The following is a 23,779-nucleotide window of genomic DNA, read 5'->3' as shown; positions in this document are numbered from 1 at the left end:
CCTTCGCAAGGGTTTGAAATCAAAAAAACGCATCCAGCTGAATCGACCCTACTTTTGTAGGCGCATTGAATGACTGCTTGGACTACCCCGCTCTGGTAGACATCCCCGGTCTATGCTTGAACGTCCGCTCATGGCCGATAGCAGCCCTTTTATTCCCATACCGGTCTACCATGCCACCCCGGCAGTGGTTTCACGCGCTATCGGCCTCAAGCCTACAAGGTATACCAATGACCTCGCTAACCCGCAACACCCCGTCGTTCACCTCGGTAGAGGTAACCCAATGAGCATCGACCAGATCAGCCTGCCCAAGGGCGTAGGCCCGCACGCCGCCAAACTGCTCGACGCCATCACTGGCGCTGACACGAAAGAAGACCTGAACCGCGCTGGCGGCAAGGCCGAAGGGTTTGTGTTAGGTCTGGAAAGCGCCAAGGCGATTAAAAGCCAGGTCGCCGAGTCGCTGTATGTGGCTTATGACGACGCGGCGAGCCATCGGTTGAGTGAGTTGAAGGGCTAGTTTCATTAGGGCCGCGCTGGGCTTTAGCTACAGGGTGTTTCGCGGTCCATCAGTTTGCCCATCAGCAGCACGCCCAACTCGCTCAGTTGGTGAATGGCCAGTGCTATGCCGCCGTCTTTGCCGGTCAGGTCGTGGGACAGGTCGAGCAGCAAGGTGCTCTCATTACCTGGCTCGACTTAACGCCGATTCAACCACACCGTCTGCGCATTGCAGAATTCCCTTACACCAAAGTGCGACAACTCCCGCCCAAACCCACTCTTCTTCACACCCCCAAACGATACCCGAGGGTCGGACACGCTGTAGGCATTGATAAAGATGCCGCCGGTCTCCAGTTCGTTGGCAATGTGGCGGGCTTTTTCCGGGTCGGTGGTGAACACGCTGGCGGTCAGGCCGAATTCGCTGTCGTTGGCCAGGGCCACGGCGTGTTCGGCGTCACGGGCGGTGATGATCGAGGCCACGGGGCCGAACAGTTCCTGTTTGAAAGAGGTCATTTGGTCGGTGACGTTCGCCAGTACCGTCGGCGCGTAGAAGTTGCCCGGGCCTTTGCCCTTGTTACCGCCCAGCAGGAGGGTGGCGCCTTCTGCCAGGGTGGCCTGGACTTGCCCGTCTAGTTCATCGCGCAGGTCGAAGCGCGCCATCGGGCCGATGTAGGTGTCGATGGCGGTTGGGTCGCCCACCACCAGGTTGCGGCTGGCTTCGAGGAATTTGGCAGTGAAGGCTTCTACCACGCCTTCTTCGATGATCAGGCGCTTGGCGGCGGCGCAGACTTGGCCGCTGTTCTGGAAGCGGCCGATCACGGCGGCTTGCACGGCTTCGTCGAGGTTGGCGTCGTTGAGCACGATGAACGGATCGGAGCCGCCCAATTCAAGCACGCATTTTTTCAAGGCTGCACCGGCCTGGGAACCGATGGCCATACCGGCGCGCACGCTGCCGGTCAGGGTGACGGCGGCGATGCGCGGGTCGGCAATGGCCTTGGACACGCCGTCCGGGGTGACGTTGATCACTTCGAACAGGCCGTCGGCGAAGCCCGCACGTTGGAACGCTTCTTTCATCAAGTACGCGCTGCCCATCACGTTGGGCGCGTGCTTGAGCACATAGGTGTTGCCGCTGAGCAGGGTCGGCACGGCGCCGCGCAGTACCTGCCACACCGGGAAGTTCCACGGCATCACGGCGAGGATTGGCCCCAGCGGGCGGTATTCGATATGGGCCTGGCCGTTGTCCACCAGGGTCGGCTCCGGGGCGAGCATGGCCGGGCCGTGGGCGGCGTACCATTCGGCCAGTTGCGCGCACTTTTCGATTTCGCCACGGGCCTGGGCGATGGGTTTGCCCATTTCCAGGGTGATCATCTGCGCCATGGCTTCGGCTTGGTCGCGCAGGATGGTGGCCAGAGCCAGCAGCAATTCGGCGCGCTGCCCGACAGGTGTGCGGCGCCAGCTGCGGAAGGCGCTGCTGGCGCGGGTGAGGGCGGCGTCCAGCTGCGACTCGGATTCAAACGGGTACTGGCCGACTGTTTCGCCGTTGGCGGGGTTGATCGACAAGGCATGGGTCTGGTGAGAAATAGCGTTCATGGCACCGTCCTGCGCAGTGAATGAGAAGGAGGCCAGCGTACGGGGCTGTATATTTTTCGGGAACTGAATAATATTAAGCAATACGTTCACGTTTGGAGAATGACTTGGATCTTGTCCAGCTGGAAATTTTCAAAGCCGTTGCCGAGCAAGGCAGCATCAGTGCTGCCGCGCAGTTGATTCATCGGGTGCCGTCGAACCTGACCACCCGCATCAAGCAACTGGAGCAGGACCTGGGAGTGGATCTGTTTATCCGTGAGAAGAGCCGCCTGCGTCTGTCACCTGCCGGGTGGAGTTTCCTCGGCTATGCCCGGCGCATTCTCGACTTGGTGCAGGAAGCCCGCATGACCGTCGCCGGGGAGGAGCCCCAGGGGCCGTTTGCGCTGGGCTCACTGGAAAGCACCGCCGCTGTGCGCATTCCGGCGGTGTTGGCGGCGTATAACCAGAAGCACGCCAAGGTGGAGCTGGACCTGACCACCGGGCCTTCGGGGACGATGATCGAGGGCGTGCTGTCAGGCCGGCTCGCCGCCGCCTTTGTCGACGGCCCGGTGCTGCACCCGACCCTGGAAGGCGTGGCGGTGTTCGAGGAGGAGATGGTGGTAATCGCCCCGTTGAACCACGCGCCGATCACCCGGGGCCAGGACGTTAACGGCGAGAGCATCTATACCTTTCGCTCCAACTGTTCCTACCGGCACCACTTTGAACGCTGGTTCTCCCAGGACGCCTCGGTGCCCGGCAAGATCTTCGAAATGGAGTCCTATCACGGCATGCTCGCCTGTGTCAGCGCCGGTGCGGGGCTGGCGTTGATGCCGCGTAGCATGCTGGAAAGCATGCCGGGCTTTACGGCGGTGAGCGTGTGGCCGCTGGCAGACGAGTTCCGCCTGTTGAACACCTGGCTGGTCTGGCGCCGGGGCACGGTGTCGCAAAGCTTGAACAGTTTTGTGCGCCTGCTGGAAGAGCGTGCAGTGGCGTTACCGTAGCATTGTCGAGCCCCAGCGAGACTACGTTGGCCACATCGCCGTCCTCAGATCAGCCACCAAATTGCAGGGTGCCCATCGCCAGTTTGGCCATCAGCGAAGTAGCGGCCAGTTGCACCAGCCACAAGGCCAGGCCGCCGAGGAACACGCCGAGGGCCACTTGCAGGACCAGGCTTTTTTGGCCCTTGGCGTGCTGGGGGCGAGGGGTGAAGTGGTCCAGTTCGTCACGGTCGGCGTGCAGGTCCATGTCATCGTTTTTCATAGGGTACTCAAGGGAAAGGGAGTGAGTTGCTACCAGTCTAGGGGCGACGCGTTGAAAACAGCGAATTTTTAAGGCTGCTTACTCGCCACAGGGGCGGTGTTTACAAACTAAAAGGGGAAGCCAGTGGCTTCCCCTTTTTTACATCGCCGGCAGGTTACAGCACCTGAACGATAGCCTTGGTCACAGCACCAATGTTTGCCTGGTTCAACGCAGCCACGCAGATGCGCCCGGTGTCCAGGGCATAGATACCGAATTCGTTGCGCAGGCGAGTGACTTGTTCAACGGTCAGGCCGGAGTAGGAGAACATCCCACGTTGGCGACCGACGAAGCTGAAGTCGTGGCCCGGTGCAGCCTTGGCCAACTGCTCGACCATCTGCACCCGCATGCCGCGAATGCGTAGGCGCATCTCGGCCAACTCCGCTTCCCATTGGGCGCGCAGTTCAGGGCTGTTCAGCACGGCTGCGACAATCGCTGCGCCGTGGGTCGGCGGGTTGGAGTAGTTGGTGCGGATCACGCGTTTGATCTGGGACAGGATGCGCGCGCTTTCTTCTTTTGACTCGGTAACGATGGACAGGGCGCCGACGCGCTCGCCGTACAACGAGAACGACTTGGAGAACGAGCTGGAGACAAAGAAGGTCAGGCCCGACTCGGCGAACAGGCGCACGGCGGCGGCGTCTTCTTCGATGCCATCGCCAAAACCCTGGTAGGCCATGTCGAGGAATGGCACCAGGTTCTTCGCCTTGACCACATCCAGCACGTTCTGCCAGTCGGCCGGGCTCAAGTCGACGCCGGTCGGGTTATGGCAGCAGGCGTGCAACACAACGATGGACTGCGCCGGCAGTGCATTGAGATCTTCCAGGAGACCTGCACGGTTCACGTCGTGGGTGGCAGCATCGTAGTAGCGATAGTTCTGCACCGCGAAGCCAGCACCTTCGAACAGCGCGCGGTGGTTTTCCCAGCTTGGGTCGCTGATGGCGACGACAGCGTTGGGCAGCAATTGCTTGAGGAAGTCCGCGCCGATTTTCAGGGCACCGGTACCGCCGACAGCCTGGGCGGTGATGACACGGCCGGCGCTGATCAGCGGCGAATCGTTACCCAGCAGCAGCTTTTGCACGGCCTGGTCGTAGGCGGCGATGCCATCGATCGGCAAGTAGCCGCGGGCCGCGTGTTGCGCCACGCGAACGGCTTCCGCTTCGGCAACGGCACGCAAGAGTGGAATCTTCCCCTCCTCGTTGCAGTAAACGCCCACGCCAAGGTTGACCTTGGTGGTTCGTGTATCGGCGTTAAATGCTTCGTTGAGGCCCAGGATAGGATCGCGTGGTGCCATTTCGACAGCGGAGAACAGGCTCATTTTTGCGGGGGCTCTGAATGGGAAAAGGAGGGACGTGTCGCGCTCCAGCCGAATGCACTAGAGCGGTGCACAAACGGGGAGCTAGTATAGAGGCCATCACTGCTCGCGGCGACAGCCGAAACGGTTTTTCGGGCAAGTTTTTCGGTTTATTTACTGACCGTTAGTCTTATTGCAACAGTGATGGCAAACCGCATGCAGGACGATTGCCTTGAAACCCTTCACATTCGCCTCCACTTCTACAGTTATCATGGTTTTTTCCTGCAGCGAGCGCTTTTGCAGCCTTCGTTGCATGTTGTTTTTTTCGTCCTTGCCAGTTCCACCGTGCCGGGGTGACTTCAGAGGTAGCGTATGTCGGATTTCCAGCTAGTCACCCGCTTTGAGCCCGCCGGCGATCAACCGCAAGCCATCCGTCTGATGGTTGAAGGCATCGAAGCCGGCCTGGCCCACCAGACGCTGCTTGGGGTGACTGGCTCGGGCAAGACCTTCAGCATCGCCAACGTGATCGCGCAGATCAATCGCCCGACCCTGGTGCTGGCGCCGAACAAGACCCTGGCCGCGCAGTTGTACGGTGAGTTCAAGGCGTTCTTCCCGAACAACGCGGTGGAGTACTTCGTTTCCTACTACGACTACTACCAGCCGGAAGCCTATGTGCCGTCCTCCGATACCTTTATCGAGAAGGACGCCTCGATCAATGATCACATCGAGCAGATGCGGTTGTCGGCGACCAAGGCCTTGCTGGAGCGCAAGGACGCGATCATCGTCACCACCGTGTCCTGCATCTACGGGCTGGGCAGTCCGGAAACCTATCTGAAGATGGTGTTGCACGTTGATCGCGGCGACAAGCTCGACCAGCGCGCCTTGCTTCGCCGCCTGACGGACCTGCAATACACCCGCAACGACATGGATTTTGCCCGCGCCACCTTCCGCGTGCGTGGCGATGTGATCGATATCTACCCGGCGGAATCCGACCTGGAAGCGATCCGCATCGAACTGTTTGATGACGAGGTTGAAAGCCTGTCGGCCTTCGACCCGTTGACCGGCGAAGTGATCCGCAAACTGCCGCGTTTCACCTTCTATCCTAAAAGCCACTACGTTACGCCGCGAGAAACCCTTTTGGGGGCTGTCGAGGGCATCAAGGTCGAGTTGGCCGAGCGCCTGGAATACCTGCGTTCCAACAACAAGCTGGTGGAAGCCCAGCGCCTGGAGCAGCGCACCCGTTTCGACCTGGAGATGATCCTCGAACTGGGCTACTGCAACGGCATTGAAAACTACTCGCGCTACCTGTCGGGCCGTGAATCCGGGTCGCCACCGCCGACTCTCTACGATTACTTGCCGGCAGACGCCTTGCTGGTGATCGACGAATCCCACGTCAGCGTTCCGCAAGTCGGCGCGATGTACAAAGGCGACCGTTCCCGTAAGGAAACCCTGGTGGAATACGGCTTCCGCCTGCCATCGGCGCTGGACAACCGGCCCATGCGCTTTGACGAGTGGGAAAGCATCAGCCCGCAGACCATCTTTGTCTCGGCCACGCCAGGCAACTACGAAGCCGAGCATGCCGGTCGGGTGATCGAACAACTGGTACGGCCGACCGGCCTGGTGGACCCGCAAATCGAAATCCGCCCGGCGCTGACCCAGGTCGACGACCTGCTCTCGGAAATTGGCAAACGCGTGGCCCTGGAAGAGCGGGTGCTGGTCACCACGCTGACCAAGCGCATGTCCGAAGACCTGACCGATTACCTGGCCGACCACGGCGTGCGGGTGCGCTATCTGCACTCGGACATCGACACCGTGGAGCGGGTAGAGATCATCCGCGACCTGCGCCTCGGTACGTTCGATGTGCTGGTGGGGATCAACCTGTTGCGCGAAGGCCTGGACATGCCGGAAGTGTCCCTGGTGGCGATTCTCGATGCCGACAAGGAAGGCTTCCTGCGGTCCGAGCGTTCGCTGATCCAGACCATCGGGCGGGCGGCCCGTAACCTTAACGGTCGCGCAATTCTCTACGCAGATCGGATCACTGGCTCCATGGAGCGGGCCATAGGCGAGACCGATCGTCGTCGTGAGAAGCAAATCGCCTTCAACCTGGCCAATGGCATCACCCCTAAAGGTGTATTCAAGGATGTCGCTGACATCATGGAAGGCGCCACGGTGCCGGGTTCGCGCAGCAAGAAGCGCAAGGGCATGGCCAAGGCCGCCGAGGAAAACGCCAAGTACGAAGCCCAACTGCGTTCGCCGAGTGAAATCACCAAGCGTATTCGCCAGTTGGAAGAGAAAATGTACCAGTTGGCCCGCGACTTGGAATTCGAAGCGGCGGCGCAGATGCGTGATGAGATTGGCAAGTTGCGCGAGCGCTTGTTGACTGTCTGATTTGCAGTGACTGCCAGGGCCCCATCGCGGGCTTGCCCGCGATGGCGGCGACTCGGTCTAGTGGGCTTCCCCAGCCTTCAAACCCGCCGGCAACGCCTTGGTCAACAAAATCGCCAGCATGCTGATCCCCAGCGCCAATCCGACAAAATGAAACCCATCGTTGTAGGCCATGATCTGCGCCTGCTGATGGGCAATTTCACTGAGCTTGCCCAGCGCCGCCGTCTCATTGCCGTACATCTGCGTCAATGTCGCCATGCGTTCGGCCACCTGCGGGTTGGTCGGCACAATGGCCTCGCGCAAATAATCAAAGTAGGTCTTGGTGCGCGCATCCAGCAAGGTCGCCAGCAGCGCAATGCCAATCGCGCCGCCCAGGTTACGCAGAATGTTGAACAGGCTCGACGCTGATCCGGCGTCCTGGGGCAGGATGTACGCCGTGGCAATCAACGAAATGGTCACCATGATCAACGGCTGCCCAAGTGCGCGGATGATCTGTATCTGGTTGAACTGGCTGCCGGCAAAGTCCGGATTGAGCACCCCCGAGGAAAAACTCGCCAGGCCGAACAGCCCGAATCCTATCGTGCACAGCCATTTCGGTGACACGTACTTCATCAGCTTGGGCACCAGCGGAATCAGGAACAGCTGAGGAATGCCCATCCACATGATCACTTCGCCGATTTGCAGGGCGTTGTAGTTTTGGATCTGCGCCAGGTACAGCGGCAGCAGATAGATAGAGCCATACAACCCCACGCCCATGCCCAGGCTGGAGATGCTCGACAGGCCGAAATTGCGGTTGCCCAGGATACCCAGATTGATCAGCGGATTGGGCTTGGACACCTGCACGATGACAAAGGTGATCAGGCTCAGCAGTGCGATGCTGCCCAGGCTGACAATCAGGCTCGATTCCAGCCAGTCCTTGCGGTGGCCTTCTTCAAGAAACACCTGCAAACAGCCCAGGCCCACGGCGAGAGTGAGGATGCCGGTGTAGTCGGTGTTTTTCAGCAAGCTCCAATTGGACGCTTTTTTCTCCAGGCCGTAGAGCACCCCGGCAATCAGCAGCAGCCCCGGCGGCACGTTGATATAGAAAATGTACTCCCAACCCCAGTTTTCGGTGAGCCAGCCGCCAATGGTCGGTCCGATGGAGGGGGCGAAGGTGGCGGTCATGGCGAACATGGCCATGCCTTTGGCACGGTGGTGTTCGGGCAGCTTGATCAGGGTCAGGGTGAATGCCAGGGGGATCAGCGCGCCGCCGGTAAAGCCTTGCAGGGCGCGGAAGACGATCATGCTTTCCAGGCTCCAGGCCATGGAGCACATCAACGAGGCGATCAGAAAACCGACGGAAACCCACACGGCCAACCGGCGTGCCGACAACAGCTGCACCAGCCAGGCGGTGAGGGGGATCATGATGATTTCCGCCACCAGGTACGAGGTGGAAATCCACGAGCCTTCTTCCAGGGTGGCCGACAGTGCGCCCTGGATATCCTTGAGGGACGAGTTGGTGATCTGGATGTCCAGCACCGCCATAAAGGCGCCGAGCATCACGCTCATCACCGCGATCCAGTCGCGCCGGGTCGGTTCGCCGACCGGGCGCAGCAGTTGATCACCGGTCATCGGCTGGGTCTTTGATGTTCACTTTGACGGTGACCGACATGCCAGGGCGGATTTTGCCGTGCAGCGGATTGTCGGCGGCGAAGGTCAGTTTTACCGGAATCCGTTGTACGACTTTGGTGAAGTTGCCGGTGGCATTGTCCGGCGGCAACAGGCTGAACTGTGCGCCGGAGGCGGCGAACAGGCTGTCGACGCGAGCTTCGATGGGCGTGTCACCGTAAGCGTCGAAGGTCAGCTCGGCCTTTTGCCCAGGCTGCATGTGGCCGATCTGGGTTTCCTTGAAGTTGGCTTGGATCCAGATGTCCTGGTCCGGAACGATCGACAGCAGATAAGCACCGGCCTGCACGTACTGGCCATTGCGGGCGGCGCGCTGGCCGATCAGGCCGCTGATGGGTGCGTGGATTTCACTGCGGGTCAGGTTCAGTTCGGCCTGGGCCAGGTCGGCGTGGGCATTGGCGATCTGCGCGTCGAGGCGCTTGATCTCGGCGTTCAAGGCGTTGACCTGTTGGCGCTGGCCTTGCAAATCTGCCTGGGCCTTGGCCACTTGGGAGCGGGCGATATGGTTGTCGGCGGAGAGGGTGGTGACCCGCTCTTCCGAAACATAGCCGGGTTTACGCAAGGTTTGCGCGCGGGACAAGTCGATCTGCGCACGGCCGAGGCTGGCCTGGCTGGAGGAGACCTGGGCGTCTGCGGCTGCGATCAGGCTGGCTTGCTGGGTCAATTTGCTCATGGCCTGCAAACGCTCGGCTTCGCGGGTGGCGAGGGCGGCGTTGGCGCGGTCCACGGCCAGGTGGAAATCGTCACCTTCGAGCTTGATCAGCAACTGGCCTTTTTTCACATGCTCGTTATCGCCCACCATGACCTCGGCGATGCGCGCGCCGAGCTGGCTGGAGACACGGGTAATTTCGCCCTGGACGTAGGCGTTGTCGGTGCTTTCATAAAAGCGGCCCTTGAAGAACCACTGGGCGAAAAATCCTAGGGCGATCAGGGCGACAATAAACAGAAAGATAAACAGGCGACGTTTGAGTTGGGCAGGCATGAGGGCAGAGTCAGTAACAAAAGGTAATGAAATATAGCCAGCTAACGATTTGGCAAATAGCCATGTCCGGTCAAAGCATTCCTGTAGACCGAAGCTTGGCTTATATGCCCTTTGTTGGCCGCCATACGCTGGAGCCCGAGTGCTTCGGGCTGTTACCATTCGCCCCTTGTTTCAATTTCAGTTTTATCGCCCATTCGAGACCCGCCATGACCACCGTCCGCACGCGCATCGCGCCATCGCCCACTGGGGATCCCCACGTCGGCACTGCCTACATCGCTTTGTTCAACTACTGCTTTGCCAAGCAGCATGGCGGTGAATTCATCCTGCGGATCGAAGACACCGATCAGATGCGCTCTACCCGCGAGTCGGAACAGCAGATTTTCGACGCCCTGCGCTGGCTCGGTATCACTTGGGCCGAAGGCCCGGATGTGGGCGGCCCTCACGGCCCATACCGTCAGAGTGAGCGCAGCGAAATTTACAAAAAGTACACCCAGCAACTGGTCGACCTGGGCCATGCCTTCCCGTGCTTCTGCACCAGCGAGGAGCTGGACCAGATGCGCGCCGAGCAACAGGCCCGTGGCGAGACTCCGCGCTACGACGGCCGGGCGCTGCTGCTCTCCAAGGAAGAAGTGGCCCAGCGCCTGGCCGCTGGCGAGCCTCACGTGATCCGCATGAAGGTGCCGAGCGAAGGCATTTGCGTGGTCCCGGACATGCTGCGTGGCGATGTCGAGATCCCGTGGGATCGCATGGACATGCAAGTGCTGATGAAGACCGACGGCCTGCCAACTTACTTCCTGGCCAACGTTGTCGATGACCACTTGATGGGCATCACTCACGTACTGCGGGGCGAAGAATGGCTGCCTTCGGCGCCGAAACTGATCCTGCTTTACGAATACTTCGGCTGGGAACAGCCGCAGCTGTGCTACATGCCGCTGTTGCGTAACCCGGACAAGAGCAAGCTGTCCAAGCGCAAGAACCCGACCTCGGTGACCTTCTATGAGCGCATGGGCTTTATGCCCGAAGCGATGCTCAACTATCTGGGTCGCATGGGCTGGTCGATGCCGGACGAGCGTGAGAAGTTCTCGTTGCAGGAAATGGTCGACAACTTCGACCTGTCGCGCGTCTCCCTGGGTGGGCCGATCTTCGACGTTGAGAAACTGTCCTGGCTCAATGGCCAGTGGCTGCGTGACCTGCCGGTGGAAGAGTTCGCCAGCCGCGTGCAGCAGTGGGCGTTGAACCCTGAGTACATGATGAAGATCGCGCCGCACGTGCAGGGCCGGGTGGAAACCTTCAGCCAGATCGCACCACTGGCCGGGTTCTTCTTTGCCGGAGGCGTGACGCCGGACGTGAAGTTGTTCGAATCGAAGAAGCTGTCGGGCGATCAGGTTCGCCAATTGATGCAGTTGATCCTGTGGAAGCTGGAAAGCCTGCGTCAGTGGGAGAAGGACCCGATCACCGCGACTATCCAGGCCGTGGTCGAGTCTCTGGAGCTGAAGCTGCGCGATGCCATGCCGCTGATGTTTGCCGCCATCACCGGGCAAGCCAGCTCGGTGTCGGTGCTTGATGCCATGGAAATCCTCGGCCCGGACCTGACCCGTTTCCGTCTGCGCCAAGCCCTTGATTTGCTTGGTGGTGTGTCGAAGAAAGAAAACAAGGAATGGGAAAAGCTGTTGGGCGCTATCGCTTAACCGGGCTGTTGTGTCGACCAAACCCCGGTTTTCCGGGGTTTGGTCGGTAAGTGATTGTTATGCCGACAAAAAACTTTGGAAATTGTTGAGAAAAAATTTGACAGCTTTCCAAAGCGCCATTAAGATTCGCCCCGTCCTCACCGATGAGGGGCTATAGCTCAGCTGGGAGAGCGCCTGCATGGCATGCAGGAGGTCAACGGTTCGATCCCGTTTAGCTCCACCAATTTACAGGTTCAAGGTCTGGCCACACCGTCCTTGAATCGATCAGGCTTAGCTTGATCATGTTGTATAGAAGGTTTGTGTCCCCTTCGTCTAGTGGCCTAGGACACCGCCCTTTCACGGCGGTAACAGGGGTTCGAGTCCCCTAGGGGACGCCAGTTTCAACAAGCAGCTCGCAAGGTCTGCTGCGCCGCGAGGCGAAAAATCGGGGCTATAGCTCAGCTGGGAGAGCGCCTGCATGGCATGCAGGAGGTCAACGGTTCGATCCCGTTTAGCTCCACCAATTTTACAGTTCAAGGTCTGGCCACACCGGCCTTGAATCGATCAGGCTTAGCCTGATCATGTTGTATAGAAGGTTTGTGTCCCCTTCGTCTAGTGGCCTAGGACACCGCCCTTTCACGGCGGTAACAGGGGTTCGAGTCCCCTAGGGGACGCCACGATTACCCGCTCTGCGGGATTTTTAAGGGTCATTCAATTATTGAATGGCCCTTTTGTTTGTCTGGCGTTTAGCCAATTCTCCCTCTTCCAAAATGTTCTTCTGACCAGCGGTCATACGGAAAGCTTGCGCAGAAGTATTATGCGTATAATATTTCAATCGTAATATTCTGAGGCGACGATGAACGATAAAAAAGCGCAAACCCGTGAACGCATCCTGCAGGCCGCCAGTGCCGCGCTGATCCAGCGTGGCCCGGCCGAGCCGAGTGTCGGCGAAGTCATGGGCGCGGCGGGGCTCACGGTGGGCGGCTTCTACGCGCACTTCGAAAGCAAGGATGCCTTGATGCTAGAGGCTTTCCAGCAATTGCTGGCGCGGCGTCGAGCGTCTATTGATGAGATGGATACCGAACTGACGGGCGAAGAGCGTCGGGCTTTGGTGGCGGCGTTTTACCTGTCACGCAAGCACCGTGACTCTACAGCCCTGGCCTGCCCGATACCGGCAACGGTGGGGGAAATGAGCCGCCTGCCAGACGAATTTCGCGAAGTCTTGAATGAACACGTCGAGTTGATGGCCGCGCAATTGGCGGCCACCCCTGAAGACACCGACAAGGCCCTGGCCGACATGGCATTGATGATCGGTGGCCTGGCGTTGGCCCGTGCCTTGGGGCCGGGTGAGTTATCGGATCGGATATTGCGCGCCGCCAAGTCGGCAGTGCGCTGAAGGTGGCCGCTGGCCTGAGGAGTGAGCGATGGGCACGTTAAAGTGGATTCGTGGCATCAACGGCACCTTGGGCTGGCTGGCGCCGCAAACCGTGGCCAGCAGGATGCGCCTGGTTTTCATGACGCCTAGGGGGTTGCCGCCAAGGGACTGGGAGTTGCCGTTGCTTGCGCAGTCGGAGCGCATCACCTTGCGTTTCGGCCTGTCGGCATTGCGCTGGGGGCAGGGACCGACCGTATTGATGATGCACGGCTGGGAAGGGCGGCCGACTCAGTTTGCCAGTCTGATCAGCGCTCTAGTGGATGCCGGGTATTCGGTGGTAGCGCTGGACGGTCCGGCCCATGGCCGCTCGCCGGGGCGCGAGGCCAATGTGGTGTTGTTCGCCCGCGCCATGCTGGAGGCAGCCGCCGAGTTGCCGGCGTTGCGCGCGGTGATCGGTCATTCCATGGGCGGAGCCAGTGCGATGCTGGCCGTCCAGTTGGGCCTGCGTACCGAAGCGCTGGTGAGCATTGCGGCCCCGGCGCGGATTCTGGGTGTGCTGCGCGGTTATGCGTGCATGGTCGGCTTGCCGCCCAAGGCGCGTTCGGCATTTATCCGTGAGGTTGAGCGGGATGTGGGAATCCAGGCGGCGCGTCTGGATGTCGCCCACTATCAATTGGAGATGCCGGGACTGGTTGTCCACGCCGAAGACGACACGTTCGTGCCAGTGACGGAATCACAGTTGATTCACGACGCCTGGTTCGACAGCCGCCTGCTGCGCCTGGAGCAAGGCGGGCACCAGAAAGTGCTAGCCGACCCGCGGGTGGTGGAGGGTGTACTGGCGCTGCTGGCCGGTCGCCGCCTGCCAGAGCGGCAAACGGCCTGAACCATGGGTTACACTGCTCGCCGCCGACATTAATCGACCGGGAGCAAGGTATGGGCTGGGATTTGGCAACGCCGTTTATCATCGATCTGCAGATCGCTGCCGAGGACATCGACGGGTTGGGCCACGCCAATAACGCGGTGTACGTGTCCTGGCTGGAGCGCTGCGCCTGGCGCCATTCCCAGCGTCTGGGGCTGGACCTGACCGAGTATCGGCGGCTGGATCGTGCCATGGCGGTGGTCCGTCATGAGATCGACTACTTGGCCGCTGGCTATGAAGGCGACGAGCTGCAACTGGCGACCTGGATCGTCGACTGGGACCAGCGCCTGAAAATGACCCGGCGCTTCCAGCTGGTTCGCCCCAGTGATGGCACCACCTTGTTGCGGGCGCAAACCACCTTTGTCTGCATCGAGCTGTCCAGCGGCAAGCCCAAGCGCATGCCGACGGAATTTATCGAAGGTTACGGCCAGGCATTGCGTATCTGACGCAGGGGTTAACGGTTGCTGTGGGAAACCCAGTAAACTGCTCCACGTTTTTTGTTGAGTGTTTCCCATGCAAATTGCTTTGGCGCCCATGGAGGGGTTGGTCGACAACATCCTGCGTGACGTGCTGACCCAGGTCGGCGGTATCGATTGGTGTGTGACCGAGTTCATTCGGGTCAACGACCGCCTGCTGACGCCAGCCTATTTCCACAAGCTTGCTCCAGAATTGCTGCACGGCGCCAAAACCGCTGCGGGCGTGCCGCTGCGCGTGCAATTGCTCGGGTCTGATCCGGTGTGCCTGGCGGAAAATGCCGCCCTGGCTTGCGAGCTGGGCTCTGAAGTTATCGATCTGAATTTCGGTTGCCCGGCCAAGACCGTCAACAAATCCCGTGGCGGCGCAGTGTTGCTCAAGGAGCCGGAACTGCTCAACCAGATCGTCGAGCATGTGCGCCGTGCAGTACCGGCACATATTCCGGTCACCGCGAAGATGCGCCTGGGCTTCGACAGCCCGGATGGCGCGCTGGTCTGCGCCACCGCCCTGGCGGAAGGCGGCGCCGCGCACATCGTCGTTCATGCCCGCACCAAAGCGGATGGCTACAAACCGCCTGCTCATTGGGAGTGGATTCCCCGGGTGCAGGACGTGGTCAAGGTGCCGGTGTTCGCCAACGGCGATATCTGGAGCGTCGAAGACTGGCGTCGTTGCCGGGAAATCAGCGGTGTCGAGGACATCATGCTCGGTCGCGGCCTGGTGGCCCGTCCCGACCTGGCTCGGCAGATTGCTGCTGCTCGTGCGGGCGAGGATGTGGTGGAAATGACCTGGGCGCAAATGCAACCCATGCTCCACGAGTTCTGGACGCAATCCGTCGCGCAACTCACTGAGCGCCAGGCTCCGGGCCGTTTAAAGCAGTGGCTGGCGATGCTGACCCGTAACTATCCCGAGGCGGTGGAGCTATTTACGGCAATGCGCCGGGAAACCGATCTGGGGCAGGTTAGTCGTTTACTGGGGATGGCTCATCCAGAAGCAGCCTGAAGTTTTTTGAAGAAATATGACGGGCACTCGGTGGCGGTGATTGGCGGTCATGAAGATCGCTATGGGATCAAGGGCGCGGCACCGCCGTTGCACTGGCGGTTGGTCGCCGAATACCAAGGCATCAAGTTGGTTTGATTGGCGTCGGGCTCACCTTGCGCAAGGTGAGCCCTTTTCACGTTTGACTACATCAGCAATTGCTTGAACCCCTCCATCGGCAGTGGCCGACTGTGCAAATACCCCTGATACAAATGACAGCCCAAGCCCTGCAAAAATGCCAGTTGCTCAAGTGTCTCCACGCCCTCGGCAATCACCTCCAGGTTTAAGCTGCGGGCCATGGCCACGATGGCGCGAATGATTTCCGCGTCGTTGGGGTCGTGGGTGGCATCGCGTACGAAGGACTGGTCGATCTTCAGCGCGTCCACGGGTAGACGCTTGAGGTAGGTGAGCGATGAGTAGCCGGTACCAAAATCATCCATGGCAAAACTGACGCCGAGTTTCTTCAGGCGGCGCATCTTACTGATGGTGTCATCCAGGTTCTGGATCACGATGCCTTCGGTAATTTCCAGTTTCAGCAGAGTAAAGGGCAGCTTGTTCTGCTTCAGGCTGCGTTCGACCCGTTCGACAAAGTCATTCTGGCGAAACTGACGGGGGCTGATGTTCACGCACAGGCTGAAATTCAGCGGGTCCACCAGGCCTTCGGCAATCAGTTGGGCGAAGGCACCACAGGCCTCGTCGAGAATCCAGGTGCCCACCTCGAGAATCAACCCGCTGTCCTCCAGTACCTTGATAAATTCAGCAGGAGATTGCGCCCCCAGTTGCGGATGCTGCCAGCGCACCAGGGCCTCGGCACCCACGATGCGGTTGCCCCGGGCGTCTACTTGCGGCTGGTAATGCACGCTGAACTCACCACGAGACAGCGCCATCCGCAGGTCGGTTTCCATGCGCAGCCGCTCACTGGCGGTGCGTTGCATGCTGTTATGAAACATCTGGATGGTGTTGCGCCCGGAGTCCTTGGCCCTGTACAGCGCGATATCGGCACGCTTGAGCAGATCTGCCGGTGTCGAGCCATGATCGGGAATCAGCACTACCCCAATGCTGGGGGTGACCTGCAAGCGATGCCCATCGAGAAACATCGGTTCCGACAGTAGCTCACGCAGGGTATCGGCCAACTCCTGCACCTGTCTGCTGACTTGCCCCCGTGAACCCTCCAGGCCGCTAAGCAGCACCACAAACTCATCGCCTCCCAGGCGCGCCACCGTGTCTTCCATGCGTACGCTGGCTTCCAGGCGGGCGGTGACGATTTTCAGCACCGTATCGCCCACCGGGTGGCCGAGGGAGTCGTTGATGTGCTTGAAGTGATCCAGATCGAGAAACAGCAGCGCGCCTCGCAGGTTGTGGCGCTTGAGCAGGGCGATTTGCTGGCTCAGACGGTCCATCAATAATGCGCGATTGGGTAGGTTGGTCAGTGGGTCGTGATAGGCCAGGTGGCGGATCTGCGCCTGCGCGTTTTTCAACAGGCTGACGTCCCTGGCGGTCAGCAGCAGGCACGGGGTTTCATTGAGGGTGATTGGCTCCACCGACACCTCCACTGCCAGGATTTCCCCGCGTTTGTTGTGCCAGAGCATTTCCAGACGATGGATGCGCCCCTTGATCTGAAGTTCAGCCAGCAGCGCGGCCCGCTGGTTCTCGTCGGCCCAGATGCCGATCTGGTAAAGCGTTAGGCCTATGGCTTCGTCAGCCCGGTAGCCGGTCAAGCGACAGAATCCGTCATTCACCTCCAGATAACGGCCGGTGTCGCGTTCGGTGATGGACACCGCATCGGGGCTGGAATGAAACGCCTTGGCGAACTTCTCCTCGCTCGCCTTGAGCGCGGCTTCCGAGCGTTGCTGCTGGGTGATGTCCCGCAGGGTGGTAACGACGCAAGGCTGGTTTCCGACTTTGATCAGGCGACTGGACATCACGCAGGTCAGGCGCTGGCCGTTTTTGTGATGGGCGATGATCGCCACGTTGCTCAGGGCTTGTTCGCGGATCACTTGTTCAATGCGTTGCAGGCGGCTGGTGGATTCGTCCCACAGGCCGATTTGCTCGGCGCTGTTGTTGATCACCTCGGCTGCGGTCCAGCCGAAGGTCTGGGTAAAGCTGGGGTTGATCTCGATGAACTGGCCGCTTTCCAGGCCCGTGACACAAATCGGGTCGGGGCTGGCGAGGAACAGGCTGGCGAATTTTTCTTCGGAGGCGCTAAGGCGCTGTTCGCGCTCCACCTGGTCAGTGATGTCGAGCAAGGTCCCGGCCATGCGTAACGGCTGGCCTTGGTCGTCGCGGTAGAGGCGGGCGCGGCTTTCCAGGTAGCGCGAGCTGCCGTCCTCCAACTGTACGCGGTAGGTCAGTTGGTAATTGCCCGCCGGGCCTTCGCGAAGCGTGCGATAGGCATGGCGCATGTTTTCCCGCTCCTCATCGGGCATGCCTTCAAAAAAGGCGTCGAAAGATTCGTGAAATGGCTGGGATTCCAGGCCGTGCAACTGTGCGGCGCGGGCCGAGCCATAGAGCATGCCGCTGGGGATGTGCCAGTCCCAGGTGCCCAGTTGTGCTGAATCCAAGGCCAGGTCCAGGCGTTCCTGGCTGTCCTTGAGGGCTTGCTCGGCGTTTTTGCGTTCGGTGGTGTCGAGGAAGGTGCTGAGCAGGTAGGCCTGGCCCTCCAATTCGACTTTCTGGGCGCTGAGGGTGCCGTCATGCATCTGGCCGTTGCTGGAGCGAAACTGCACCTCCATGGTGATGGGCTCGCCCTTGCGTTGTGTGGCCTTGACCAACAGGGCGCGCTGCTCGGGGTGTACCCACAAGCCCAGGTCCAGCGTGGTGCGGCCAATGACGTCGGTCACCGGCCAGCCGAACAAACTTTCGAAATACTGGTTGGCCTCGCTGATCAGGCCATCTTCCTGGCGGGTCAGCAGAACCATATTGGGGCACAGGTGGAACAGCGTGGCGAAGCGTTTTTCCGAATGGCTGAGGGCATGTTCCCGCTCGCGCTGGTGGGTGATCTCGCGAATTACGCCGATCATTCGCCGCCTGCCTGTCTTGTCCGGTAGCAGGCTGCCATTGATTTCCAGCCAGTGCAGGCTGCCATCGGGCCATTGAATGCGGTGGTGCATGGCGTTCGCGAAGGGTTCGCCGGCTAGCACGGCATGAAAGGCGCGGACTACCCGTTCGCGGTCCTCGACGGCCAGCAGGTCGAGATAATCCAGGTCCTTGGGCAGCGGCTGGCGGGGATCAAAACCAAATAACGCCTGGGTGCCCCGCGACCAACTGATCCGCCCGCTGTCTATTTCCCAACTCCAGGCGCCCAGCCGAGCGGCATTGAGTGCTGCCAGCAGTTGCGGGGCGCTGTCCCAGCTTTGCTCCGCCTCCTGGGGGTCCAGGGCGTAGATGCGTGGCAGCGGTGGCACGGGGTTGACGGGATTGCGCATTATCAAAGGGCCTTGGCTCGATGGGCGTTCGGCGCGGGTTCAGGGTCTACGGGCCGCACGGCTTCAGGCCAGCATCCCTGCCGGATCGACCTGTGCATCCAATAGGCTCATGAAAGCCCGTGCAGCGTTCGACAGTGTCCTTTCGGTGTGCACGATATAGCCTAGCTGGCGACTGAGTTGTATGCCCGGCAAAGCAATACTTGTCACCTGTTCATCAAGCATGGTGCGCGGCAACACGCTCCAGGCCAGGCCGATGGAGACCATCATCTTGATGGTTTCCAGGTAGTTGGTACTCATGGCGATGTTCGGCGTCAGGCCCTGGGCCTCGAACAGCCGTTGCACGATATGGTGGGTAAAGGTGTTGCCGCCGGGAAATACCGCCGGGTGCCGGGCGATGTCGGCCAGGTTGACCGTGCCGTTATTGACCAGACTGTGTTCTGGCGCCACCACGAAATCCAGCGGGTCATCCCACACTGGTGTCGCTCGTACCAGTGTATGCGGCTCCGGCGCCAGGGTAATCACCGCTACTTCGGCGCGGCCATGGAGGATTTCTTCGTAGGCCACTTCCGAATCGAGAAACTGAATATCCAGGGCTACCTCCGGGTATTGTCGGGTAAACGCACGCAATACCGGCGGCAGGCGGTGCAGGCCGATGTGATGGCTGGTGGCCAGGGTTAGCCGCCCGGTGACCTTGCCGGTCAGGTTGGTCAGGGCGCGGCGGGTGTCATCCAGTACGTTGAGAATCTGATACGCCCTGGGCAAAAGCTCCCGGCCGGCCTCGGTCAAGCCCACTTCACGGCCCAAGCGGTCGAACAAGCGCACCTTCAATTGCTGCTCTAAACCGGCGATGCGCTTGCTGATGGCCGGTTGGGTCAGGTGCAGCCGTTCACCGGCACCGGAGAAACTGCCGGTCTCGGCGATGGCTATAAAAGCATTGAGGTTGGCCAGGTCCATGGTGGTATTCCAGTTGGTTATCCAAAGCATGAAAAATATGAATTTGAGTTATTTAATGTAACCCCATAGGATCGACCTCACAAGCCAAGGGGTTATTGAACAAAACCCACGGCATAGAAAGAAAAGCTGATGAGGACCGACTGATGGCCGGCAAAACGCTTTACGACAAGCTTTGGGATTCCCATGAAGTGAAACGGCGTGATGATGGGTCGTCGCTGATCTATATCGACCGTCACATCATCCATGAAGTGACCTCGCCCCAAGCGTTCGAAGGCCTGCGACTGGCCGGGCGCAAGCCTTGGCGCGTCGACTCGATCATCGCCACGCCAGACCACAACGTGCCGACCACCCCTGAACGCAAGGGCGGTATCGACGCCATTGCCGACACGGTCTCGCGCTTGCAAGTCCAGACCCTCGACGACTACTGCGACGAGTACGGCATCACCGAATTCAAAATGAATGACGTGCGCCAGGGCATCGTTCACGTCATCGGCCCTGAGCAGGGCGCCACCTTGCCAGGCATGACCGTGGTCTGCGGCGACTCCCACACCTCGACCCACGGTGCGTTCGGCGCCTTGGCTCATGGCATCGGCACGTCCGAGGTGGAGCATGTGTTCGCCACCCAGTGCCTGGTTGCCAAAAAAATGAAGAACATGCAGGTAGTCGTCGAAGGTGAGTTGCCCTTCGGCGTGACCGCCAAGGACATCGTCCTCGCCATCATCGGCAAGATCGGCACCGCCGGCGGTAACGGCCATGCCATCGAATTTGCTGGCAGCGCCATTCGCGACCTGTCCGTCGAAGGTCGCATGACCATCTGCAACATGTCCATCGAAGCTGGCGCCCGTGTGGGCCTGGTGGCAGCAGACGAAAAGACCGTTGCCTACGTCAAGGGACGCCCGTTCGCACCGAAAGCTGACGAGTGGGATGCGGCGGTCGAAGCCTGGAAAGATTTGGTGTCTGACGAGGACGCGGTGTTCGACACCGTGGTCACGCTCGATGCCACGCAGATCAAACCGCAAGTCAGCTGGGGCACCTCCCCGGAAATGGTCCTGGCCGTTGATCAAAACGTCCCGGACCCGGCCAAGGAAACCGATCTGGTCAAGCGCGGTTCCATCGAACGTGCCTTGAAGTACATGGGCTTGAAAGCCAATCAGGCGATTACCGATATTCAGTTGGATCGCGTATTCATCGGCTCTTGCACCAACTCGCGGATCGAAGACTTGCGCGCGGCGGCCGTGATCGCCAAGGGCCGCAAAGTCGCTTCGACCATCAAGCAGGCGATCGTGGTCCCGGGTTCGGGCCTGGTTAAGGCGCAAGCCGAGGCAGAAGGCCTGGACAAGATCTTCCTCGAAGCCGGTTTTGAATGGCGTGAGCCGGGCTGTTCCATGTGCCTGGCGATGAACCCGGACCGTTTGGAGTCGGGCGAGCATTGCGCGTCTACCTCCAACCGTAACTTCGAAGGGCGTCAGGGCACCGGTGGTCGTACCCACCTGGTGAGCCCGGCCATGGCCGCAGCCGCTGCCGTCAACGGTCGTTTCATCGACGTTCGCGAATTGATCTGAGGAATACCCGATGAGAGCTTTTACCCAACACACAGGTTTAGTCGCGCCGTTGGACCGTGCCAACGTCGACACCGATCAGATCATTCCCAAGCAGTTCTTGAAATCGATCAAGCGCACTGGCTTCGGCCCTAACCTGTTCGATGAGTGGCGCTACCTGGACGTGGGCTACGCCTACCAGGACAACTCCAAGCGCCCGTTGAACAAGGACTTTGTGCTCAACGCCGAGCGCTATCAGGGCGCCAGCGTGCTGCTGGCCCGGGAAAACTTCGGCTGCGGCTCCAGCCGTGAGCACGCGCCGTGGGCCCTGGAAGAATATGGTTTTCGCAGCATCATCGCGCCGAGCTATGCCGATATCTTCTTCAACAACAGCTTCAAGAACGGCTTGCTGCCGATCATCTTGAGCGATGCTGAAGTCGATGAGCTGTTCCAGCAGGTGGAGGCCAACCCTGGCTATGAACTGAAGATCGATCTCGCGGCGCAAACCGTGACCCGTCCGGATGGCAAGGTGCTGAGCTTTGAGCTCGACGCCTTCCGCAAGCATTGCCTGATCAATGGCCTGGACGATATCGGCTTGACCTTGCAGGACGGCGAGGCGATTGCTGCGTTTGAAGCCAAGCACCGGGCGAGCCAGCCGTGGTTGTTTCGCGACGCGTAAAAACTGTAGGAGCGAGCTTGCTCGCGAAAAACCTGAGAGCGCCATTGGGTGTCAGGTTCCCAGCGTTATCGTTGGCGACCTTCGTGAGCAAGCTTGCTCCTGCAAAAAGAAGCACTCCAATAAGGAAATGACGATGACCAGCACCGTCCACACCCAAGTCGTACAAAAACAATTCGGTGAACAGGCTTCGGCCTACCTGAGCAGTGCTGTTCACGCTCAAGGCACCGAATTCGCACTGCTACAGGCCGAGCTGGCCGGGCAGGGCGCTGCACGACTGCTGGACTTGGGTTGCGGTGCGGGTCATGTCAGCTTCCATGTTGCGCCGCTGGTTAAAGAAGTGGTGGCCTACGACCTGTCGCAACAAATGCTCGACGTGGTTGCTGCCGCTGCTGTGGACCGTGGGCTGAGCAACATCAGCACCGTGCAGGGCGCCGCCGAATGCTTGCCGTTCGCCGATGGCGAATTCGATTTCGTGTTCAGCCGTTACTCGGCTCACCACTGGAGCGACCTGGGCCTGGCCCTGCGGGAGGTGCGCCGGGTGCTCAAACCGGGCGGTGTAGCGGCTTTCGTCGACGTCTTGTCACCGGGCAGCCCGCTGTTGGACACTTACCTGCAAACCGTCGAAGTGCTGCGCGACACCAGTCATGTGCGCGATTACTCCGCCGGTGAGTGGATGCGCCAGATCAGCGAAGCCGGTTTGCACGTGCGCAACAGCAGCCGCCAGCGTCTGCGCCTGGAATACAGCTCCTGGGTTGAACGCATGCGCACGCCGCCAGTCTTGCGCGCCGCCATCCTGCAGTTGCAGCAGGCGATGGGCCAGGAAGTCCGCGATTATTTTGAAATTGAAGCCGACGGCTCCTTCAGCACCGACGTGCTGGTAGTGTGGGCCGAACGCTAGAATTGTTCCCGACCTGCCTGTGGGTGGGTCGCCCGATGAAATGAGGAAAGCATGAGCAAGCAGATTCTGATTCTCCCAGGCGACGGCATTGGTCCGGAAATCATGGCCGAAGCGGTCAAGGTGCTGGAACTGGCTAACGAGAAATACAGCCTGGACTTCGAATTTAGCCACGACGTCATCGGCGGCGCCGCCATCGACAAGCACGGCGTGCCCCTGGCTGACGAAACCCTGGACCGTGCTCGTGCAGCCGACGCCGTGCTGCTGGGCGCTGTGGGTGGCCCGAAATGGGACAAGATCGACCGTGACATCCGCCCTGAGCGCGGCCTGCTGAAAATTCGTGCGCAGTTGGGCCTGTTCGGCAACCTGCGCCCGGCGATCCTGTACCCGCAACTGGCCGACGCCTCCAGCTTGAAGCCGGAAATCGTTGCCGGCCTGGACATCTTGATCGTTCGTGAGCTGACCGGCGGTATCTACTTTGGCTCGCCCCGTGGCGTGCGCGAACTGGAAAACGGCGAGCGTCAGGCCTACGACACCCTGCCGTACAGCGAAAGCGAAATCCGCCGTATCGCCCGTGTCGGTTTTGACATGGCGCGGGTGCGCGGCAAGAAGCTGTGCTCGGTGGACAAGGCCAATGTGCTGGCTTCCAGCCAACTATGGCGTGAAATCGTCGAGCAAGTGGCCCTGGACTACCCGGACGTCGAGCTGAGCCACATGTACGTCGACAACGCCGCCATGCAGCTGGTGCGTGCACCCAAGCAGTTTGACGTGATCGTCACCGACAATCTGTTCGGCGATATCCTGTCCGACCAGGCGTCGATGCTCACCGGCTCCATCGGCATGCTGCCGTCGGCGTCCCTGGACACCAACAACAAGGGCATGTACGAGCCTTGCCACGGTTCGGCGCCGGACATCGCTGGCCTTGGCATTGCCAACCCCTTGGCGACCATTTTGTCGGTGTCGATGATGTTGCGTTATAGCTTCAGCCTGGGCGACGCGGCAGACGCCATCGAGAAGGCGGTAAGCCTGGTGCTGGATCAAGGCCTGCGCACTGGCGACATATGGTCGCAGGGTTGCACCAAGGTCGGAACGCAGGAAATGGGCGACGCAGTAGTCGCCGCGCTGCGGAATCTGTAATCTC

General features: G+C 60.3%; 20 protein-coding genes, 4 tRNA genes and 2 pseudogenes. 17 read left to right on the top strand and 9 right to left on the bottom strand.

Annotated features, from left to right (window positions below; genetic code table 11):
* The first annotated feature begins 280 nt into the window (after positions 1 to 280).
* Positions 281 to 514, top strand: a complete 234-nt coding sequence (locus tag AAEZ06_RS24780; RefSeq protein ID WP_133102975.1) for a hypothetical protein — start codon at positions 281 to 283, stop codon at positions 512 to 514.
* Between the two features lie 23 nt (positions 515 to 537).
* Here the strand turns inward: AAEZ06_RS24780 and AAEZ06_RS24775 are convergent.
* Positions 538 to 672 (bottom strand): annotated as a pseudogene (locus tag AAEZ06_RS24775) (DUF6124 family protein); the annotation flags it as partial.
* An 18-nt stretch (positions 673 to 690) separates the two neighbouring features.
* Entirely contained in the window at positions 691 to 2,082 is a 1,392-nt protein-coding gene (locus tag AAEZ06_RS24770) for an aldehyde dehydrogenase family protein (protein WP_350616708.1), read from the bottom strand.
* A 104-nt stretch (positions 2,083 to 2,186) separates the two neighbouring features.
* On the opposite strand from AAEZ06_RS24770, the gene ptrR reads away from it, so the two are divergent.
* Positions 2,187 to 3,059, top strand: coding sequence for a putrescine utilization regulator PtrR (gene ptrR / locus AAEZ06_RS24765; protein WP_149413723.1), 873 nt, complete (start codon positions 2,187 to 2,189; stop codon positions 3,057 to 3,059).
* Positions 3,060 to 3,108: 49 nt separating this feature from the next.
* On the opposite strand, the gene AAEZ06_RS24760 is transcribed toward ptrR, so the two are convergent.
* Together AAEZ06_RS24760 and AAEZ06_RS24755 are read right to left on the bottom strand one after the other, a co-directional pair.
* On the bottom strand, positions 3,109 to 3,318 hold the full coding sequence (locus AAEZ06_RS24760; RefSeq protein ID WP_350616706.1) for a hypothetical protein: 210 nt from the start codon (positions 3,316 to 3,318) through the stop codon (positions 3,109 to 3,111).
* A 154-nt stretch (positions 3,319 to 3,472) separates the two neighbouring features.
* Positions 3,473 to 4,669 carry an amino acid aminotransferase gene (locus AAEZ06_RS24755; protein ID WP_133102971.1) on the bottom strand — a complete coding sequence of 399 codons (1,197 nt, stop codon included), beginning with the start codon at positions 4,667 to 4,669 and terminating at the stop codon, positions 3,473 to 3,475.
* A 348-nt stretch (positions 4,670 to 5,017) separates the two neighbouring features.
* Here AAEZ06_RS24755 and uvrB point away from each other — a divergent pair, with 348 nt between their 5' ends.
* Positions 5,018 to 7,033, top strand: a complete 2,016-nt coding sequence (gene uvrB / locus AAEZ06_RS24750) for an excinuclease ABC subunit UvrB (protein WP_149413721.1) — start codon at positions 5,018 to 5,020, stop codon at positions 7,031 to 7,033.
* 57 nt (positions 7,034 to 7,090) lie between these two features.
* On the opposite strand, the gene AAEZ06_RS24745 is transcribed toward uvrB, so the two are convergent.
* Together AAEZ06_RS24745 and AAEZ06_RS24740 are read right to left on the bottom strand one after the other, a co-directional pair.
* A complete protein-coding gene (locus AAEZ06_RS24745; RefSeq protein WP_149413720.1) occupies positions 7,091 to 8,641 on the bottom strand; it encodes an MDR family MFS transporter in 1,551 nt (516 codons plus the stop codon).
* A complete protein-coding gene (locus AAEZ06_RS24740) occupies positions 8,631 to 9,677 on the bottom strand; it encodes an HlyD family secretion protein (RefSeq protein ID WP_149413719.1) in 1,047 nt (348 codons plus the stop codon). Before AAEZ06_RS24740 ends, AAEZ06_RS24745 begins: the two co-directional genes overlap by 11 nt.
* A 206-nt stretch (positions 9,678 to 9,883) precedes the next feature.
* On the opposite strand from AAEZ06_RS24740, the gene gltX reads away from it, so the two are divergent.
* The 10 genes from gltX to AAEZ06_RS24690 all read left to right on the top strand — a co-directional run bounded on the left by gltX (position 9,884) and on the right by AAEZ06_RS24690 (position 15,246).
* Positions 9,884 to 11,365 (top strand): glutamate--tRNA ligase, encoded by a 1,482-nt coding sequence (gene gltX, locus AAEZ06_RS24735; protein ID WP_149413718.1) that lies wholly within the window; start codon positions 9,884 to 9,886, stop codon positions 11,363 to 11,365.
* Positions 11,366 to 11,512: 147 nt separating this feature from the next.
* A tRNA-Ala gene (locus AAEZ06_RS24730) sits at positions 11,513 to 11,588 on the top strand.
* Positions 11,589 to 11,666: 78 nt separating this feature from the next.
* Positions 11,667 to 11,742, top strand: a tRNA-Glu gene (locus tag AAEZ06_RS24725).
* A 49-nt stretch (positions 11,743 to 11,791) separates the two neighbouring features.
* Positions 11,792 to 11,867: transfer RNA gene (locus tag AAEZ06_RS24720), tRNA-Ala, on the top strand.
* A gap of 78 nt (positions 11,868 to 11,945) precedes the next feature.
* Positions 11,946 to 12,021: transfer RNA gene (locus AAEZ06_RS24715), tRNA-Glu, on the top strand.
* 179 nt (positions 12,022 to 12,200) lie between these two features.
* Positions 12,201 to 12,740: a TetR/AcrR family transcriptional regulator gene (locus AAEZ06_RS24710; RefSeq protein ID WP_149413717.1), complete on the top strand. Its 540-nt coding sequence runs from the start codon at positions 12,201 to 12,203 to the stop codon at positions 12,738 to 12,740.
* Between the two features lie 28 nt (positions 12,741 to 12,768).
* Positions 12,769 to 13,602, top strand: coding sequence for an alpha/beta fold hydrolase (locus tag AAEZ06_RS24705; protein WP_350616704.1), 834 nt, complete (start codon positions 12,769 to 12,771; stop codon positions 13,600 to 13,602).
* Between the two features lie 50 nt (positions 13,603 to 13,652).
* Positions 13,653 to 14,084, top strand: a complete 432-nt coding sequence (locus AAEZ06_RS24700) for an acyl-CoA thioesterase (protein ID WP_149413715.1) — start codon at positions 13,653 to 13,655, stop codon at positions 14,082 to 14,084.
* 67 nt (positions 14,085 to 14,151) lie between these two features.
* The gene (locus tag AAEZ06_RS24695; RefSeq protein ID WP_350616702.1) at positions 14,152 to 15,111 is read left to right on the top strand and encodes a tRNA dihydrouridine synthase; all 960 of its coding nucleotides are present in this window, start codon (positions 14,152 to 14,154) and stop codon (positions 15,109 to 15,111) included.
* Positions 15,112 to 15,117: 6 nt separating this feature from the next.
* Positions 15,118 to 15,246 (top strand): hypothetical protein, encoded by a 129-nt coding sequence (locus tag AAEZ06_RS24690; protein ID WP_256666313.1) that lies wholly within the window; start codon positions 15,118 to 15,120, stop codon positions 15,244 to 15,246.
* 47 nt (positions 15,247 to 15,293) lie between these two features.
* Here the strand turns inward: AAEZ06_RS24690 and AAEZ06_RS24685 are convergent, their stop codons facing one another.
* Positions 15,294 to 18,572: a PAS domain S-box protein gene (locus AAEZ06_RS24685; RefSeq protein ID WP_149413713.1), complete on the bottom strand. Its 3,279-nt coding sequence runs from the start codon at positions 18,570 to 18,572 to the stop codon at positions 15,294 to 15,296.
* 63 nt (positions 18,573 to 18,635) lie between these two features.
* Positions 18,636 to 19,526 (bottom strand): LysR family transcriptional regulator, encoded by an 891-nt coding sequence (locus AAEZ06_RS24680; protein WP_149413712.1) that lies wholly within the window; start codon positions 19,524 to 19,526, stop codon positions 18,636 to 18,638.
* Between the two features lie 143 nt (positions 19,527 to 19,669).
* On the opposite strand from AAEZ06_RS24680, the gene leuC reads away from it, so the two are divergent.
* Both leuC and leuD read left to right on the top strand, forming a co-directional pair.
* Positions 19,670 to 21,088, top strand: a complete 1,419-nt coding sequence (leuC, locus tag AAEZ06_RS24675) for a 3-isopropylmalate dehydratase large subunit (RefSeq protein ID WP_149413711.1) — start codon at positions 19,670 to 19,672, stop codon at positions 21,086 to 21,088.
* Between the two features lie 10 nt (positions 21,089 to 21,098).
* Positions 21,099 to 21,743, top strand: a complete 645-nt coding sequence (gene leuD, locus AAEZ06_RS24670; RefSeq protein WP_149413710.1) for a 3-isopropylmalate dehydratase small subunit — start codon at positions 21,099 to 21,101, stop codon at positions 21,741 to 21,743.
* On the opposite strand, the pseudogene AAEZ06_RS24665 reads toward leuD, so the two are convergent.
* Positions 21,742 to 21,834, bottom strand: a pseudogene (locus AAEZ06_RS24665) (outer membrane lipoprotein carrier protein LolA); the annotation flags it as partial. The gene leuD and the pseudogene AAEZ06_RS24665 overlap by 2 nt on opposite strands.
* A gap of 42 nt (positions 21,835 to 21,876) precedes the next feature.
* Here AAEZ06_RS24665 and AAEZ06_RS24660 point away from each other — a divergent pair.
* Positions 21,877 to 22,641 carry a class I SAM-dependent methyltransferase gene (locus AAEZ06_RS24660; protein ID WP_149413709.1) on the top strand — a complete coding sequence of 255 codons (765 nt, stop codon included), beginning with the start codon at positions 21,877 to 21,879 and terminating at the stop codon, positions 22,639 to 22,641.
* A 51-nt stretch (positions 22,642 to 22,692) separates the two neighbouring features.
* Positions 22,693 to 23,775, top strand: coding sequence for a 3-isopropylmalate dehydrogenase (gene leuB / locus AAEZ06_RS24655; RefSeq protein WP_149413708.1), 1,083 nt, complete (start codon positions 22,693 to 22,695; stop codon positions 23,773 to 23,775).
* Positions 23,776 to 23,779 lie beyond the last annotated feature (4 nt).

Origin of the sequence: Pseudomonas sp. HY7a-MNA-CIBAN-0227 (assembly GCF_040310325.1) — a bacterium.
In the GTDB taxonomy this organism is placed as follows: Bacteria; Pseudomonadota; Gammaproteobacteria; order Pseudomonadales; family Pseudomonadaceae; genus Aquipseudomonas.
This window is presented reverse-complemented; position numbering and strand designations above follow the sequence as displayed.